This window comes from Clostridium sp. AF19-22AC, assembly GCF_003479085.1.
In the GTDB taxonomy this organism is placed as follows: Bacteria; Bacillota; Clostridia; order Lachnospirales; family Lachnospiraceae; genus Faecalicatena_A; species Faecalicatena_A orotica.
The window spans coordinates 63,871-79,341 of the sequence record NZ_QUGN01000022.1; the positions used below are offsets into that span (position 1 = coordinate 63,871).

Below are 15,471 nucleotides of genomic sequence, written 5' to 3' on the forward strand. Positions count from 1 at the left end.
ATCCCTCCGGCCGTGTGTTTATTATGACTCTGCTAATTCCTCAAGTATAAGCAGTACAATATCTTTAGAAATAATTGATGCTTTTTCACAATTCTTTCTGAAATTTCCAACACCTGCATGCGAAGCCGTATCCGTAATCGTCCGTACGGCAATAAATGGTATTTGATTTACGAAACAAACATGGGCGATACTTGCCGTCTCCATGTCCACTGACAACGGTGCAAACTTTTCATTGATCTCATCTCGGTTATTGTCTGTAATGAAACATTCCCCTGTCACGCTTTTTCCAAATAAGAGGCGGTTTGAAGCTTTATCCTTAACTCTTTTTGCGGCATTGATGAATCTCTCGTCCGATTCAATGTAAACAGAAGGAAAATACGGATGAAAACCAGTCAAAATGTTTTCTGCTACATCATGATATGCCGACGCAGTGGAAATTACCGTGTCAAACAACTCTACCGTTTCATCCATGCCTCCAGCGGTTCCTGCGTTGATCATACCGTTTACGTGATATAAATCAGCCATTACCTGCGCGGCAATCGCTGCATTTACCTTACAGTTACCGCAGTTTGTAAGCACCGCCGGTATCCCCATGACCGTGCCCTCATAAAATTTCAGCATTGCCTTTTCCGTAACCTGCAGATTCTCCACATGCTGCAAAATCGGCGCAAGCTCTGCTTCCTCTGCACATATAATTCCCATTTTCCATTCCATCATTTTCTTCTCCTTTGCTTTTCCATTGCGGCCTTAGTCACACCTACTGTCTGAGACTTGTGTCCTTTGCTCATAGACCAGATCTGTTATGCCATTATAATTCTTTGTCTGAACCAGTTTTAGCGGAATCCTGCCTGTTTCATTTTCAAAAAGACGGATGCCTTTCCCTAATATAACAGGTATCACAGATAAATAATACCGGTCGATCAGATTCTCTGCGACAAGTGGTGCAACAGTCTGTGTCCCTCCGCAGATCCAGATATCTTTTCCCGAAGCCTTCTTTAATCTCTTTACAAGGCCACACACATCTTCGCCTGTAAATATGATTTCTTCATCAGGCAGCTCCCGGTGTGTCAGGACATAACTTTGCAGACCACTGTACATCCAACTGCCGGGCGAAAGCTCCGTCACAATCTGGTGATAAGTATTCCAGCCCATAACTACAGTATCAATATCCTGAATGAACGTATCATAGCTCTCCATGTCATTCCTGTCAGGCTCCTCTCCGGCCAGCCAGTCTACATTTCCATACTGGTCAGCGATATAACCGTCAAGACTCATTGCTATAAATAAAACCACTTTTTTCATCGGTATCCTCCATTTTTATGATACCACTATAGTCTATCAAATTCTGTTTATTTATACTACCCTCAAAGTTCAAACTACTTCTTCCACTTAATTTCTAGTTACAGTTCTTTCTCTCTTTTAGATACCAGAACAACGATCTGACACCAAACCATGCACCCAGTAGTATAAGCAAAAGAAACAGCAGTCCGCCAAACCCTCTCATCGCAGCAAAAGGCGTCTCAAACAAAAACGCTCTCCAGAAATGCATCCCTTTCATATTCCATAGCCCCGGTGTATAATATAACTCCTTAAGATGCCATAACTTCGTAAAATCAAATGCACCCTCTGTGTTTAATCATGAGGACTCCCTTCTGCCTGCAGTCCGCAGGACTCAGCTATACGAATCAAGTCGCGCAGCCTGGCTGTTTCCAGATTTAGAACCTCTTTCCCGAGTATAGTGATCTGATATACTTTTCTGCGCTTATCATTACTGGGAACGGATTCGATCCATTTCTGTTTGAGTAAATTCTCTATCGCCCCGTACATTGTTCCGGCCGCAATACGGACCTTTCCGCCGCTAAGCTCCTCCACCTTCTGCATGACATAATATCCATGACCGGGCTTAAGCAGAGCCAGCAAAGTAAAATATGTGGTCTCGGTCAGTGGTAAATACTGGCTTAAATTCATAATCGCCCTCCTTTTATACAGTTTAACTATATAGTTTGATTATATACAGTTAAACTGTATAAATCAAGTATAAAATTAAATATACTCATATTTTGTTCAACCAATCGTGAAAAGTCCTCTGATGTTATATTACTTTTTACGAAAAAGAACAGCGCCAAATATTTCAGCGCTGTCCTTAACTATTTATTTTCTTACTTTACCTGCCAGTCATATTTATGAAATATTTCTCCGGTATTATTTCTGTACGATATTGACAATACGTCCCGGAACATAGATTTCTTTCACAATATTGCCTGTCAGCTTATCAGCCACGGCTTCTTTACCTGCCGCGATTGCTGTGTCTTTATCTGCGTCTGCGGCGATCGTGATGACAGCCCTCGTCTTACCGTTGATCTGTACGGCAACCTCAATCTCGTCATCTTTCATCAGAGACTCATCATAGGTCGGCCATTCAGCCTTGAATATTGTTTCTGTGTGGCCTAACTGCTCCCACATTTCCTCGGCAAAATGAGGTGCAAACGGTGCCAGAAGTACTGCGATTGTCTCCAGAGACTTCTTGTCGATACCGCCCTCCTTTTTCGCGATCTCAATGAATTTATTGTTATACTCCATAAATCCTGAGATTACAGTGTTCAGGCTAAAGCTTTCCAGACGTGTTGTGATGTCATAAGCCAGTCTGTTGCGCTGTTTGATCATTTCCTTTGTTGCCTTGATCTCTTTTTCTTTGCTGTCCATAAGCAGATTCCAGAGACGTTTCAGGAAACGGTTCACACCATCAATTCCGCGGTCATCCCACTCTGCATCCAGCTCCGGCGGCCCTACGAAGAGTTCATACATTCTCAGGGAATCACATCCGTAATCTCTCACGAGATCATCCGGTGATACAACATTTCCTTTGGACTTACTCATCTTGATACCGTTCTTTCCGGTGATCATTCCCTGGTTGAACAGTTTGTGGAATGGCTCGTCGAAGTCTACGACTCCGATATCACACAGGAACTTTGTATAGAAACGGGAGTACAGAAGGTGCAGTACCGCATGCTCTACTCCGCCGATGTACATATCTACCGGAAGCATCTCGTCTGCCTTTTCTCTGGAAACCAGTTCTTTATCATTATGGCTGTCCACATAGCGCAGGAAATACCATGAAGATCCCGCCCACTGCGGCATGGTGTTTGTCTCTCGTTTGGCCGGTTTTCCGCAGACAGGGCATTTGCAGTTCACCCATTCCTCGATTCCTGCCAGTGGTGACTCTCCTGTTCCTGTCGGCTCGTAGGATTCTACTTCCGGCAGGCGGAGAGGAAGTTCTTCCTCCGGTACAGGCACTGCGCCGCAATCCGGGCAGTGGACGATCGGGATCGGCTCTCCCCAGTAACGCTGGCGTGAGAATACCCAGTCACGGAGTTTGAAGTTCACTGTTGCATGTCCGATGCCCTGTTTCTCAATGATATGCGGGGCCTCTTTCTTCAGGACCGCTGATTCCATGCCATTCCAGTCACCGGAATTAATCATCGTTCCAGCCGCTTCTGTATAGGCTTCTGTCATGTTTTCGATCTCTATGCCGTCCTTCGCGATAACCTGAATGATCGGAATATCGAACTTTTTGGCAAATTCGAAGTCACGGTCATCGTGTGCAGGCACGCACATGATAGCTCCTGTCCCATAGTCTGCAAGGACATAATCAGAAAGCCAGATTGGCGTCTTCGCGCCGTTTAACGGGTTGATCGCATAGCTTCCCGTAAATACACCCGTTTTTTCTTTATCCTGCAGACGGTCTACATTTGATTTCATAGAAGCATCGTAGATATATTTTTCCACAGCCTCTTTCGTCTCCGGTGTTGCAAGTTCTGCTGCCAGTTTATGTTCCGGTGCAAGTACCATAAATGTTGCACCGTACAGTGTGTCCGGTCTTGTTGTATAGACGGTGATCTTTTCGTCACTGCCGTCAACCGGGAAATCTACCTCTGCACCGTATGATTTTCCGATCCAGTCAGACTGCATCTTTTTTACCTTTTCCGGCCAGTCCAGCTTATCAAGGTCATTGAGCAGACGATCCGCATACTTCGTGATTCTCAGCATCCACTGGCGGAGGTTCTTCTTTGTTACTTCTGTCCCGCAGCGCTCACATTTTCCATTCACGACTTCCTCGTTTGCCAGACCTGTCTTACAGGACGGACACCAGTTAATCGGAAATTCTTTCTCATATGCAAGACCTTCCTTGAACATTTTTACAAAAATCCACTGTGTCCATTTATAGAAATCCGGGTCTGTTGTGTTGACTTCCATATCCCAGTCATACAGCGCAGCGATCTCATTGATCTGACGTTTGATGTTCTTTACATTCTCTGCCGTGGAAATTGCCGGGTGAACTCCCATCTTAATCGCATAGTTCTCTGCCGGGAGTCCAAATGCATCCCATCCCATCGGATGAACGATGTAATATCCCTGAAGCAGTTTATAGCGGCTCCATACATCAGAGATAACATATCCCCTCCAGTGTCCTACGTGAAGTCCGTTGCCTGATGGATATGGGAACATATCCAGACAGTAATACTTCTGCTTTTTGCTGCCGTCATCGTTAACCTTGGGATTAACCGGGTTCTCAGCCCATTTTTCGCGCCATTTCTTCTCAATGGCTTTGTGATTGTACACAATCTTAGACATTTCTTAATTCCTCCTGTGTTCCGTGTTTCTTCCTAATTGAACTACTGATTATAGTGTTATTTTTTACCCACCTAAAAAGCCTTTTCCTCTCAATTAAGAGACGAAAAGGCTTCAATTTCCGTGGTACCACTCTCATTCACCTGATAAAGACCAGATGCACTCATTGCTTCTGTAACGGGAAGACCCGCTTTTATCTACTTATATTTCAATAAAAGAACTCCGAGGCGAGTTGGGAGATTACGCTTCTGCCTCGCACCAGCCGGCAGATCTCTGAAAACGTCAGGCTCTTAATACTCCTCATCAGCGTTTCTGCAATATTCTTACTTATTATAAGAAGAATGTTAAAATAAGTCAAGTGGTTTTCCACATGATTTCTTTTTTATTCCCCTAATTTCCGGCATTAATTTAAGAATATTCTGAAAACGACGGGCAAAAGGGTCTGACCCCTTTGAACTTTACCCCAGTGCCACATCTAATATCATCATTAGTGTGAATCCAACTGCGACGCCGATTGTGCTGATGTTCGTATGTGGTTCTGCCTGTGCCTCGGGTATTAATTCCTCCACCACCACATATATCATGGCTCCGGCTGCAAATGCCAGAAGGTATGGCAGTATCGGAACTACAAGACTTGTGAGCAGTATTGTAATGACTGCGGCGATCGGCTCTACGATTCCGGAAAGGGTTCCATACAGGAATGCCTTGGATTTTGATGCGCCTTCGCTTCGAAGCGGCATGGATATGATAGCACCCTCCGGGAAGTTCTGGATCGCGATACCGATTGACAGTGCAAATGCCCCCGCTATGGATATCATGGTGTTGCCCGTGGCTACGCCGGCAAATGTGACACCGACCGCCATTCCCTCCGGGATATTATGCAGTGTTACTGCAAGCACGAGCATTGTGGACTTTTTAAAGTTGGATTTGATGCCTTCTTCATCACCCGTCAGGTGCATATGCGGTGTTACAGTATCCAGCAGCAGCAAAAATCCCATACCCAGCAAAAATCCTGCCGCAGCCGGTATCCATGCAATCGAACCATTCTCCTCTGCCATGTCGATAGCCGGTATTAAGAGTGACCACACGGATGCCGCCACCATAACGCCTGAGGCGAAGCCAAGCAGTGCCTTCTGCAGTTTTTCATTCATTTCCTTGCGCATGAAAAATACCATTGCTGAGCCGAGTGTGGTACCTGCGAAAGGGATAAGTATACCTATTATCATGTTCTGATTCACGTTCTTTCCCCCTGTTCATCATGTAGTTTCATACTTATGAGCCTATCTTATGCATGAAAGAACGAATTTGTCAAGAACAAAGAATATGTAGTCGTAATCTTGTAGTCGTAATCTTTGCTTAATGCTGCATTAAGACAGTTCAGCCAATTCTTTCCCTGCCGCCTCACACTCTGCGAGTGCGCTGCCGTCCGGCGTCTCGTTTGCTATGATCCCTTCTTCTCTTACCAGTACCGCACCGGCTGCCTTCATACGTTCTGCCCAGCTGCGCATCCACTCGCCGTCTCCCCAGCCGTAGGAACCGAAAAGTAGAATTTTCTTCCCTGAAACAAGAGGCTCCAGTTCTATTACAAACGGTTCCATCTCACTTTCTTCCAGTTCCTCCGCCCCCATAGACGGGCAGCCGAGTGCAAATGCATCTTCCTCAGAAAGAGCCGCCGCATCTGCCGCATCCACTTCTAGAAGGACCGCATTCTTCCCGGCCGACTCAACTCCCTTTGCAACTGCCCGGGCCATTGCCTCCGTATTTCCTGTTCCACTCCAATAAACGATTGATACACTCATTTTATGATACCTCCTATTTCCGAGCAATCTCTTTGATGCTCCTGCCTGTTAAAAATTCATTGACTGCACAGGTTTTCGCCTGGTCATATTCATTGAAAATCATTTTCGCCTCCCGGGGATTACTGTATACTTTCCAGTAACCGGTGAGCAGCGCTCCTTTCCCTGCATTCTCGATAAATCCCTCTACATCTTTCACCGGGTATCCAAGGAAAATCCCGATTTCATGTGGGAAACCTATTCCTCTTTCTGCAAACATGCAGGCACGCCCAGCCAGCCTCACAAGCATTTCTTCCAGTTCCATGTCCTCATAGCCGTATTGACGGAGAAAACTTCTGACACCGATACGGTTCATATATTCTCCCAACTCCTCCCTGCGGTAAAACAGCACGAGGCACCTTCCCTCTGATTCCAGCAGTTTCCTGTAAATAATCCCCGTATCTTTGAAAATATGATACAGTTCGCAATATGCTGCTGACTCCATCGTGATGCCGCATGATACCTTGAGTCCTTTCAGAAAAGGCGCGCACTTGAGCACGATTTGAAAACGTAGTTTCAGTCTGGCATCCTCGTGTTTTAAAAAGTAAGATAGTACTTCTGCCGGCATAATAATCCCCTTTCATAAATGATTATGATTCTCAATTAGTTAGATCTTACCACATCCTGCAGGCACATTCAACTTCATCAATTGAGAATTATTCTCATTTCCATTTTCTCCGTAATTTATCCTTTTTTTAGTTGTTACTATCAGCGCTTTAGTGTATAATAGTTTTAAGATATCTGAGCATTGAGAGGGCTCAAATCACATACATAAAGGAGAGATTCGCCATGGTAAATTTAATAACAGGTCCTAAGGGCAGCGGAAAGACACAGCAAATGATTGAACTTGCAAATGAGAAGGTGAAAACTTCCAACGGAAACGTCGTATTAGTCAAAAAGAGTCATCGCGATACATACAGCGTAGACTTCAACGTTCGTGCAATCTGCATGGCAGATTACAAAGATATTGCAACACTCGAAGAGTTTATCGGTTTTATTTACGGCATGGTAGCCGGCAACCACGATATTGAAACTATTTTCATTGATGGCGTATTAAAGCAGGCCGACATCACAATTGACAGCCTCCCTGATTTCATCGAAAAGCTGAACAAGATTTCCAAAGAAAATAATATCGAATTCTTTATCAGCGTAAGCGCTGAAAAGAAGGACATAACGAATATAGATCCAGAGTCACCGGATTATTCTTTCCTGAATTAGTCTAAAAAAGGTACATCGGCAGTGTAGGCTGCCCGATGTACCTTTTATATTCCCCATTCTTCTTTCGTTATATGCAGTTTTACTGCTCTTCTGTGCGATCTTTTTCATGGTCTTTCAAATTTTTAATCAGATCCGTGAGTCTGCCACTGCCCTGTACATTGCCAGCAGATTCTCCGCCGGGACATCCGGCATGATGTTATGTTCCTGATTGAAAACGAATCCACCGTCCGGTGCAAATATGTCGATCATTCTGCGTGTATAATCATACACCACATCAGGAGTCGACCTGTTCAGAACCGATCTTGTGTTGCAGCCGCCGCCCCAGAACGTAATGTCTTTTCCGAATTCACGTTTCAACGTGGCCGGGTCCATCTGGTAGGCTGTTGTCTGAACCGGATTAATCACATCATATCCCGCATCAATCAGGTCTCCCATGATTGGATAAATCGAGCCGCAGGAATGCAGGAATGTCTTCATGTTACTATGCTTGTGAACATATTCATTCAGCTGCGTGTGATAAGGCTTGAACAATGTCTGGTATTTTTCTCTGGACATGAACATTCCGGTATCCATTCCAAGATCGTCTCCGAAACGCAGAATATCAACAATATCCCCTACTGACTCGCACACATTTTTCAGGGTTTCCATGTGGCGGATCATCAGCTGCTCTACCAGTGCCTCCACGTTTTCCGGATCGGCATATGTATCCATCAGGAAATTATCCATTCTACGCAGGAAGGTTCCCCACTCAAACAGATTACACCCACATGTAATCATCAGTGCCCGGTCGGTCTGGCTGCGAAGTGCAAGTGTCCGCTCACGCAATGTCTTATAAAAGTCCTTATCTCCCGCATGGTCCCACGGGCTGTGAACGAGGGCGCTCCATAATACCTTTCCCATCTGGTGGTCCAGATCTGACCAGTCATCGGGATAGTCCTCCACATATGGGAAATAAGTCTGATCAAAGAAAGTAGCCCCAACAGGCATTTTCGCAATCATCGTCCCTTCCTTGTCAAATACAAGGTAATCCCCGTTTTCCTGCTTTACCGGGCGGAACCATACCGGATACTGTCCGATAGAGCCATCTGCAAGCTCTATATCATACCAGTCCTTATCCTTTTCATTAAAAACTCTTCCGATGTCAATTACATCTACACCGAATTTGTCCAGTATCTCCATTTCCGGCTGTGCAACCTGCTGCACAACATCAAAGATACGTGTGTGCCCGTGTGTTATCCCCAGTTCTTTCTTTAAATTGTTATAAGCGATAGCGGATATACCAGAACTGGGTGTTCCCCCAAGGTCCAGTGGCACGTAGTCCGGCTGTTTGTGGTTAATGGATGAGAGTACTCTCTCTCTCGATGTCATCATGATATGTTCCTCCTATTTCTTCTTTTTATTTTTCCTTTGCCCTGCTGTTTTTTCTTACTCTTATTATATAATGCCCAAATTTGTTTACAACCGGGTTTCAAAAATTTTTATCTAAACGTTTAGATTATGTTGTTTTTCAACTAGCGCGATGCTATAATAAAAAAAGAAATTTTATCATGAAGAGGAGCAGCCAATGGTCACGTTAAAAGATGTTGCGAAAGATGCAGGTGTTTCTATTGCAACCGTATCCTGCTGTCTGAGTGGTTCCAGAAATGTAAAACCCGAAACCCGTGTCAGAATTATGGACTCGATTGAAAAGCTTAAGTATATCCCCAATTCGTCTGCCAGAAACCTGAAAACGGCTGATTCCAGAAGAATTGGTGTAGTCCTGACGGATATCGATAATTTTTATCACGCAGAAATCTTCAAAGGAATCTCTGCAGAACTTCAAAGTAAAGGATATCATATTAGTGTTGCATTTTCGAACAATTCTCCCGACATTGAATGTGAAAAGATTGATGATTTCATCAGCAGCAATGTATCCGGGCTCCTGATCATCACATCCCAGCCCGGGAATCAGGAATTCTTCCTGTCGCGGATGAAGCATTATAATATACCGTCCGTGTTTATCGAAAGACGTCCCAGAGGAATTGATTCCAGCTTTGCAGGTTTTGATAATGACAGAACCGTATGTTTCCTGACGGAAAAGCTGTTGGAAAAAGGATATCGGAACATCGCCCTCTTAAGCGGTGCACAGCATTTTTCCTCTGAATCGGATGCCCTGAACGGCTATATGACCGCCCTCTCTTCCTGCGGCCTTCCCTATAATCCTGATATGGTCCAGATTACAAATATGAGCAAAGAGGATGCATTCAAGGCAATGCTGAACCATCCATATTTAGAACAGCTAGATGCTGTTATAGCCACCTCCGGGACAATCGCCGCCGGTGTTCTGGAAGCTCTTAGCATACAGGGAATCTGTGTACCGGATGACGTGCAGCTGCTGACTCTGGGGGAAGAATCATGGAACCATGCCTCTTCTGCCCCCGGTATGATTCATACAGAGCGGACAGCTTTTACTCTGGGCCGGAAGGCTGCGGAACTGCTGATGGGGCATATAAAGTCCCCTCTGCTTTTCGAAGAACAGAACGTCATTTTTTCTGATGATATTATACACCGGGAACTGCCCCTTAAAGCCCCCCGCCGCAGAAAAACGGCTCCCTCTTCCCAAAAGCCCCTTCGGATTCTGATGCCTGATATGGCAACCGCACACTCTGCAAAACTGCTTTCCAGAAATTTTACACTTCAGACACAGATTCCGGTTGAGATAGACTTTTCGCCCCAGCACCATCTACTGAAGGAAATCATCACAGATATGGAACGCCCGGAAAGCCGCTATGATATCTATATGTATGATGTCCCCTGGCTGGAGTACCTTGTTCAAAACGGCTCTATCGCGAATATAACGGACTTTGTAAACGGAGACCAGTTTCAGCGTTCTGCCCTGATTGAGGGAAGCCTGAATAATTGCATTTATGAATCAAAGTATTACGGTGTTCCGATTGTCAGCGGCTCACAGATTATGTTCTACCGGAAGGACCTGTTTGAAAACCGGGCCGTTCAGAAGGCTTTTAAGGAAAAATACCAGATATCGCTGCGTCCTCCGCGCACATGGACCGAGTTCAACGGTATTGCATCTTTCTTTACCAGAAGTTTCAATCCTGACTCCCCGACAGAATTCGGGACTTCCGTAGCCGGGATTATCGATGAAGAGTTTGCGCCTGAAATTCTGATCCGGCTATGGGCCTACGGCGGGAAGATCTGGGATAAGTACAACCGTGTATGCCTCAACACCCCGGAAAACGTAAAAGCTCTGCAGAGTATACTGAGTACAATCCGGTTCACTCCGTCCGGCCCATTTGAAACCTCTATTAAACAGACTGTAACTGATTTCTGTTCCGGACGGACCGCCATGCTGGTTACCTACACGGAATATGCCAACGAGATCAATAGCAGCATCCGGGACCATATCATTGGACGTGCCGGCTATCAGGCACTCCCCGGCAAATCCCCCGCCAGTGTGGGTTGGATTCTGGGGTTGAGCCCATGTACCTCCCAGCCGGATAAGGCTTACAGCTTTTTCAGGTGGCTGTATCAGAAAGATATCAGCATCTATATGACGATTTTAGACGGCCAGTCTCCTGCTGTCGCTCCGTACCATAACCATGAGCTGCTCAAATTATATCCCTGGCTGGAGCTGACTGAAGAGAGTTTCTCCTATTGCCATAAGCGTACAGGGCCATACAGCAGCAGGTCGTTGATTATACCGAGAAACAGGATTGAAAAGATCCTGTGCAATATCGTTAAAGATATCATCAGAAACGGTACAAGTATTGAGAATGCCCTGGAAGCCGCGCAGATAGAAATGAAGGCACTCTTTCAATCCTATGGCTATCCGAAGCCAATACATTTGCTAACATAAAAGACTTTAGCAGAAGGCACTTCATTTCCACCATGCCAGGTGTGCCCTTCCCCTTACTCATAGGGGAGTTGCACACTTTGGCTGCGCTGCGTATGCATCCCACTATCATAATAACTTCATATACCTCAGAATACGGATCACATCCCGCATCCCGGCCAGATATGCCACTGCACTATAATCTACATTCATGGCATCCCTGCAGTCCAGCAGGTCATGTATGATCTTATCCTGTTCTTTTGTAAGTGTATCCCGCATTGCCATATAAGCTTCTTCCAGTTCAGCCTCTCTTTTACTGTTCTTCTGATATTGGATATCATCCTTCAGTATCTCATATATAGTAGGCTCCCCAATCGTATCAAATGCTGCCTTTAGCTTTTCATGAAAATCTCCGGTTTCCATATTCCACCCTCCTCTATGAATTCTTCCTTTGTCTTTGTAACATACTTAATTATATAAACAAGAAAAGGAAAATACAATAAAGCATTACTTCAATCTGGATTTAGTGATCACTATGTGACTTTTTACGTCCAAACCATCGCAAAAAAGAGTTTTGCTTGCGAAACTCGCACCTGTGGCGGTTGCATTGCGACATTTACCTTACACGCCGCAGTGCGCATCCCGCCGGATGGGCTTTTTATTTCATAGGACGTACTTTCCTCATATGAAATAAGTAAAAAAATCCGATACTGCAGTTTGAACATGCAGCATCGGATTTTTCATTTTATCCCTACTTCTTTTACTCTGTTCCGGCGTCGGTTTCTCCTCCGTCTCCGTCGTTTGTTTCTGCACCGGCTTTTGTCTCTGTACCTGCCTTCTCTTTGCCATTCAGAGAGAGAACGGTATTGCTGTCCTCGCCCTCTTTATATTCAATCGTTACTTCGTCACCAACATCATATTTGATAATGTCAATGAAGTCTACGACTGATACATCGTATATATCGTCCGAACCTTCCAGCATGATATAGTAATGGGAATTTCCGTCGATTACCCCCTGGGCGATCTTCGTGATTTTCGCCGTCATAGTCTCAATCTCACGGGTGTCTTTTTCAACTTCCTTGATTCCGTTGTCATACATCAGTTTAGTGTATGCCTCTTCACATGCGCTGACAGTATCGCCAATTGCTACGATCTGATATTTCTGGACATTGACCATTGCATATTTCTTTACGAGTCCGGCATCGTCCTTCAGGGCTATGAAATAGGTCGGTTCCCCTGAAATATTCAGAAGCAGCGGGAATGTCGCCACGTATTTCAGGTTCTGCACCTGGCCTTCGGCGGATGACATCGCGGAATCTTCCGTCGCACCTTCCACTTCATAGAACTTTGTTTCCATTGTACGCTGGTTCATGAGCACGAAACCAACGTTAGACTGGTCACCGCTGACAGATGTAACACCTGTATATACCCATACATCATCATCTATCGCGAGGTAATTATAGCCTGTCGTTGTCTTCAGGCAGTCTTTCTGGCCAAGGATACTGTTAAAATAACCGTGCTTCAGACTTCCATAATAATCATATAATTCTACAAGCAGGTCCGCGGAAAATGCCCTGTCTATCCATTCCGGCGCGTCTTCAATGCTGTAGTCTGTCGTTTCCCCTGTTACAGCGTTACACAATACCACCCTGCCGATCGTTGTTCCCCCGAACAGCCCGATGTTAAACTTCTTTACAGGGCAGACCCAGTATGGGACACCATCATCGTCGATTTCAAAACTCAGGTCATTGAAAATATACGTGGGATACTTAAATCTCAGGTGACGGTAGATATTTCTGTTAAAGTGGTCACTTGTCGTGTATTTCATGCCCTCTTTCAGTTTAACCAGCTCCGTATTCTGGGTAGCCATGTCAATCTTAATATAGGCAGGAATCCCTTCCTTCTGGTTCGTCAGCCATTTAATCAGGTTCGCATAGCGCAGTGGTGAGACACGCACCGGCTGGTTCTGATAGTTAATCTGACTGTACAGTTCATCTACCTCAAACTGTGAAACCATATCTACCATACTTCCCATCTTACGGTTTCCTAAGATTGCTGCAGAATCCCTGTCCAGAAGTGGAATCTGGTCGAAAGACAGTTCCTCGATATCCTTTGTGAATTCCCCGTCTTTTACGGTCAAAAGCTTCTGGTATTTCTTTGCGTTTACAATCGGAGAAGACAACAGGGAACCAACCAGGTAAGCCGCAATTACGAGAATCAGCAGTCCCCCTATTGCCTTGAGTCCTTTTGATTCCTTAAACGTGTACCTCGTCAGCCTTTTTCTTCTGACAAAGATCAAAATAATTACGATGATCAATACGATCAGAAACATCCAGAAGTCGGATGAATGGATATTAATTGCGGGCAGCGCCACATAATAGTAAATCGCCGCAAGCAGAATAATGCCGACAACCGCCAAAAGTTTCATTTTTCCTTTTTTCATACTTTTTCCTTTCTGCCTATCCTGTTAGTGCCACTGTTCTGAAATACTTTCTTCCCCAATGAATCCCCTAAAACCGTCTGCGCCACAAATCCGGAGATAGCAGGAGGAGATATGGGAATATCTCCAGTCTTCCTACAAGCATGTCAAGACAGAATACAATCTTGGACAATGCTGAGAAGTCATAGAAGTTTTCCACGGGTCCTATCTGGGAAAGACCCGGTCCGACGTTATTCAGAGTCGTAAGTACGGCACTAAATGTAGTCGTAAAATCATAATTATTGAATGCAACGAGGAAAACAGACCCCATTAAGATCAGGATGTAACATATAAAATAAATATATACGCTATGCATCGTATCTCTGCTGATTTTTCTCCCGTTAATCTGTACAATTGTCACCGACTTCGGGTGCAGCATCCGCCTGATCTCCTGTTTTACACTCTTAAACATGATTAGCAGACGTGATATTTTAATACCGCCTCCGGTCGACCCTGCACATGCACCGATCACCATCAGCCCCAGTATAATAACCTTTGACAGCTCGGGCCACAGGTCAAAATTGGCTGTACAGAATCCCGTCGTTGTGATAATAGCCGCAACCTGAAAGGATGCATATCTGAATGCATGTAAAATGTTCCCATACATCCCCACTATATTCAGCGTGATAAAAATAATCGAACCTGCAATAATTCCTAAGTAAGCATGGAGTTCTTCATTTTTTAATACAGTCTTCCACTCCTTCAGGCGAAGCAGGAAATACAGGTTAAAATTCACTCCGAATAATATCATGAATACCGTAATCACACCGTCAATATATGCACTGTCATAAAACGCGATACTGCTGTTCTTATTGGAGAATCCCCCTGTACCCGCTGTACTGAATGCATGAATCAGAGCATCGTAGAAACTCATTCCACCAAACAGAAGGAATACCACCTCGGCCGCTGTCAGTACAAAATACATCGAATAGAGTATCTTCGCTGTACTTCTGGCCTTGGGAACAAGCTTGTCAGCTTCCGGCCCCGGAACTTCGGCACGCATCAGGTGCATCGAGTTCTCGTCATCCAGAGAAGTCAGCATCATAACAAATACAAGCACTCCCATGCCGCCAATCCAGTGTGTCAGGCTCCTCCAGAAAAGCATCCCCTTCGGCAGAATTTCGATATCTGTGAGTATGGTAGATCCCGTCGTCGTAAAGCCGGAAACAGTCTCAAAAAATGCATTCAGGTAATTCGGTATACTTCCTGAAAGGAAAAATGGCAGCGCACCGAACAGGGACCACAGTATCCATGCAGAGCCTACGATCACAAGACCTTCTTTCCCGTAAATTGTCTTATTTTCCGGCACCTTCCTGCCAAAAGCAAGAAAGATTATGAAAAGAACTACACTCACTACTAAAAAAGTCAATCCACTTTTTTCACCATATAAAAATGCAACCATAGCCGGAATCAAAAGAAGCGCCCCTTCGACCCCCAGCATTTTACTTATGATAAAAACCGTCATCTTATAATTCATCAGT

The 15,471-nt window shown here is 44.9% G+C and carries 14 protein-coding genes and 1 other annotated feature; of the genes, 2 read left to right on the forward strand and 12 right to left on the reverse strand.

Translation table 11 applies throughout. The annotated features are described in order from the left end of the window. Positions 1-21 precede the first annotated feature (21 nt). From mtnN to DWX43_RS20830, 8 genes are all read right to left on the reverse strand, one after another. Positions 22-717: a 5'-methylthioadenosine/S-adenosylhomocysteine nucleosidase gene (mtnN, locus tag DWX43_RS20800; protein ID WP_243099419.1), complete on the reverse strand. Its 696-nt coding sequence runs from the start codon at positions 715-717 to the stop codon at positions 22-24. Positions 718-747: 30 nt separating this feature from the next. Beyond that, complete coding sequence (locus tag DWX43_RS20805) at positions 748-1,302, reverse strand: dihydrofolate reductase family protein (protein ID WP_118621697.1); 555 nt, start codon at positions 1,300-1,302, stop codon at positions 748-750. Between the two features lie 94 nt (positions 1,303-1,396). Beyond that, positions 1,397-1,558, reverse strand: a complete 162-nt coding sequence (locus tag DWX43_RS27075) for a hypothetical protein (RefSeq protein WP_182440778.1) — start codon at positions 1,556-1,558, stop codon at positions 1,397-1,399. A 74-nt stretch (positions 1,559-1,632) separates the two neighbouring features. Next, on the reverse strand, positions 1,633-1,968 hold the full coding sequence (locus DWX43_RS20810) for a helix-turn-helix transcriptional regulator (RefSeq protein WP_118621698.1): 336 nt from the start codon (positions 1,966-1,968) through the stop codon (positions 1,633-1,635). A gap of 234 nt (positions 1,969-2,202) precedes the next feature. Continuing rightward, the gene (gene leuS, locus DWX43_RS20815) at positions 2,203-4,632 is read right to left on the reverse strand and encodes a leucine--tRNA ligase (protein WP_118621699.1); all 2,430 of its coding nucleotides are present in this window, start codon (positions 4,630-4,632) and stop codon (positions 2,203-2,205) included. A gap of 93 nt (positions 4,633-4,725) precedes the next feature. Then, positions 4,726-4,945, reverse strand: a binding site (T-box leader). Between the two features lie 142 nt (positions 4,946-5,087). Beyond that, positions 5,088-5,855 (reverse strand): ZIP family metal transporter, encoded by a 768-nt coding sequence (locus DWX43_RS20820; protein ID WP_347559313.1) that lies wholly within the window; start codon positions 5,853-5,855, stop codon positions 5,088-5,090. A gap of 141 nt (positions 5,856-5,996) precedes the next feature. Continuing rightward, positions 5,997-6,428, reverse strand: a complete 432-nt coding sequence (locus DWX43_RS20825; protein WP_118621701.1) for a flavodoxin — start codon at positions 6,426-6,428, stop codon at positions 5,997-5,999. Positions 6,429-6,441: 13 nt separating this feature from the next. Further along, the gene (locus tag DWX43_RS20830; protein ID WP_109733833.1) at positions 6,442-7,032 is read right to left on the reverse strand and encodes a DUF3793 family protein; all 591 of its coding nucleotides are present in this window, start codon (positions 7,030-7,032) and stop codon (positions 6,442-6,444) included. A gap of 221 nt (positions 7,033-7,253) precedes the next feature. Here DWX43_RS20830 and DWX43_RS20835 point away from each other — a divergent pair, with 221 nt between their 5' ends. After that, entirely contained in the window at positions 7,254-7,682 is a 429-nt protein-coding gene (locus DWX43_RS20835) for a hypothetical protein (RefSeq protein WP_109733832.1), read from the forward strand. A 126-nt stretch (positions 7,683-7,808) separates the two neighbouring features. Here the strand turns inward: DWX43_RS20835 and DWX43_RS20840 are convergent, their stop codons facing one another. After that, positions 7,809-9,053 (reverse strand): uroporphyrinogen decarboxylase family protein, encoded by a 1,245-nt coding sequence (locus DWX43_RS20840; RefSeq protein WP_242996266.1) that lies wholly within the window; start codon positions 9,051-9,053, stop codon positions 7,809-7,811. A 193-nt stretch (positions 9,054-9,246) separates the two neighbouring features. Between DWX43_RS20840 and DWX43_RS20845 the strand changes: the two genes are divergently transcribed. Beyond that, a complete protein-coding gene (locus tag DWX43_RS20845) occupies positions 9,247-11,535 on the forward strand; it encodes an extracellular solute-binding protein (RefSeq protein ID WP_118621702.1) in 2,289 nt (762 codons plus the stop codon). Between the two features lie 105 nt (positions 11,536-11,640). Here DWX43_RS20845 and DWX43_RS20850 read toward each other — a convergent pair whose 3' ends face one another. The 3 genes from DWX43_RS20850 to DWX43_RS20860 form a co-directional block, all read right to left on the reverse strand. Further along, positions 11,641-11,934: a hypothetical protein gene (locus DWX43_RS20850; protein ID WP_109733830.1), complete on the reverse strand. Its 294-nt coding sequence runs from the start codon at positions 11,932-11,934 to the stop codon at positions 11,641-11,643. Positions 11,935-12,271: 337 nt separating this feature from the next. Continuing rightward, positions 12,272-13,954, reverse strand: a complete 1,683-nt coding sequence (locus DWX43_RS20855) for a CvpA family protein (protein ID WP_118621703.1) — start codon at positions 13,952-13,954, stop codon at positions 12,272-12,274. Positions 13,955-14,021: 67 nt separating this feature from the next. Further along, entirely contained in the window at positions 14,022-15,467 is a 1,446-nt protein-coding gene (locus DWX43_RS20860; RefSeq protein WP_118621704.1) for a TrkH family potassium uptake protein, read from the reverse strand. Between the last annotated feature and the right edge of the window lie 4 nt (positions 15,468-15,471).

Excerpts from the sequence above, each read along its gene's own strand:
- mtnN (WP_243099419.1), bottom strand. The coding sequence starts at position 717 with ATGATGGAATGGAAAATGGGAATTATATGTGCAGAGGAAGCAGAGCTT.
- DWX43_RS20805 (WP_118621697.1), bottom strand. The coding sequence starts at position 1,302 with ATGAAAAAAGTGGTTTTATTTATAGCAATGAGTCTTGACGGTTATATC.
- DWX43_RS27075 (WP_182440778.1), bottom strand. The coding sequence starts at position 1,558 with ATGAAAGGGATGCATTTCTGGAGAGCGTTTTTGTTTGAGACGCCTTTT.
- DWX43_RS20810 (WP_118621698.1), bottom strand. The coding sequence starts at position 1,968 with ATGAATTTAAGCCAGTATTTACCACTGACCGAGACCACATATTTTACT.
- leuS (WP_118621699.1), bottom strand. The coding sequence starts at position 4,632 with ATGTCTAAGATTGTGTACAATCACAAAGCCATTGAGAAGAAATGGCGC.
- DWX43_RS20820 (WP_347559313.1), bottom strand. The coding sequence starts at position 5,855 with ATGATAATAGGTATACTTATCCCTTTCGCAGGTACCACACTCGGCTCA.
- DWX43_RS20825 (WP_118621701.1), bottom strand. The coding sequence starts at position 6,428 with ATGAGTGTATCAATCGTTTATTGGAGTGGAACAGGAAATACGGAGGCA.
- DWX43_RS20830 (WP_109733833.1), bottom strand. The coding sequence starts at position 7,032 with ATGCCGGCAGAAGTACTATCTTACTTTTTAAAACACGAGGATGCCAGA.
- DWX43_RS20835 (WP_109733832.1), top strand. The coding sequence starts at position 7,254 with ATGGTAAATTTAATAACAGGTCCTAAGGGCAGCGGAAAGACACAGCAA.
- DWX43_RS20840 (WP_242996266.1), bottom strand. The coding sequence starts at position 9,053 with ATGATGACATCGAGAGAGAGAGTACTCTCATCCATTAACCACAAACAG.
- DWX43_RS20845 (WP_118621702.1), top strand. The coding sequence starts at position 9,247 with ATGGTCACGTTAAAAGATGTTGCGAAAGATGCAGGTGTTTCTATTGCA.
- DWX43_RS20850 (WP_109733830.1), bottom strand. The coding sequence starts at position 11,934 with ATGGAAACCGGAGATTTTCATGAAAAGCTAAAGGCAGCATTTGATACG.
- DWX43_RS20855 (WP_118621703.1), bottom strand. The coding sequence starts at position 13,954 with ATGAAAAAAGGAAAAATGAAACTTTTGGCGGTTGTCGGCATTATTCTG.
- DWX43_RS20860 (WP_118621704.1), bottom strand. The coding sequence starts at position 15,467 with ATGAATTATAAGATGACGGTTTTTATCATAAGTAAAATGCTGGGGGTC.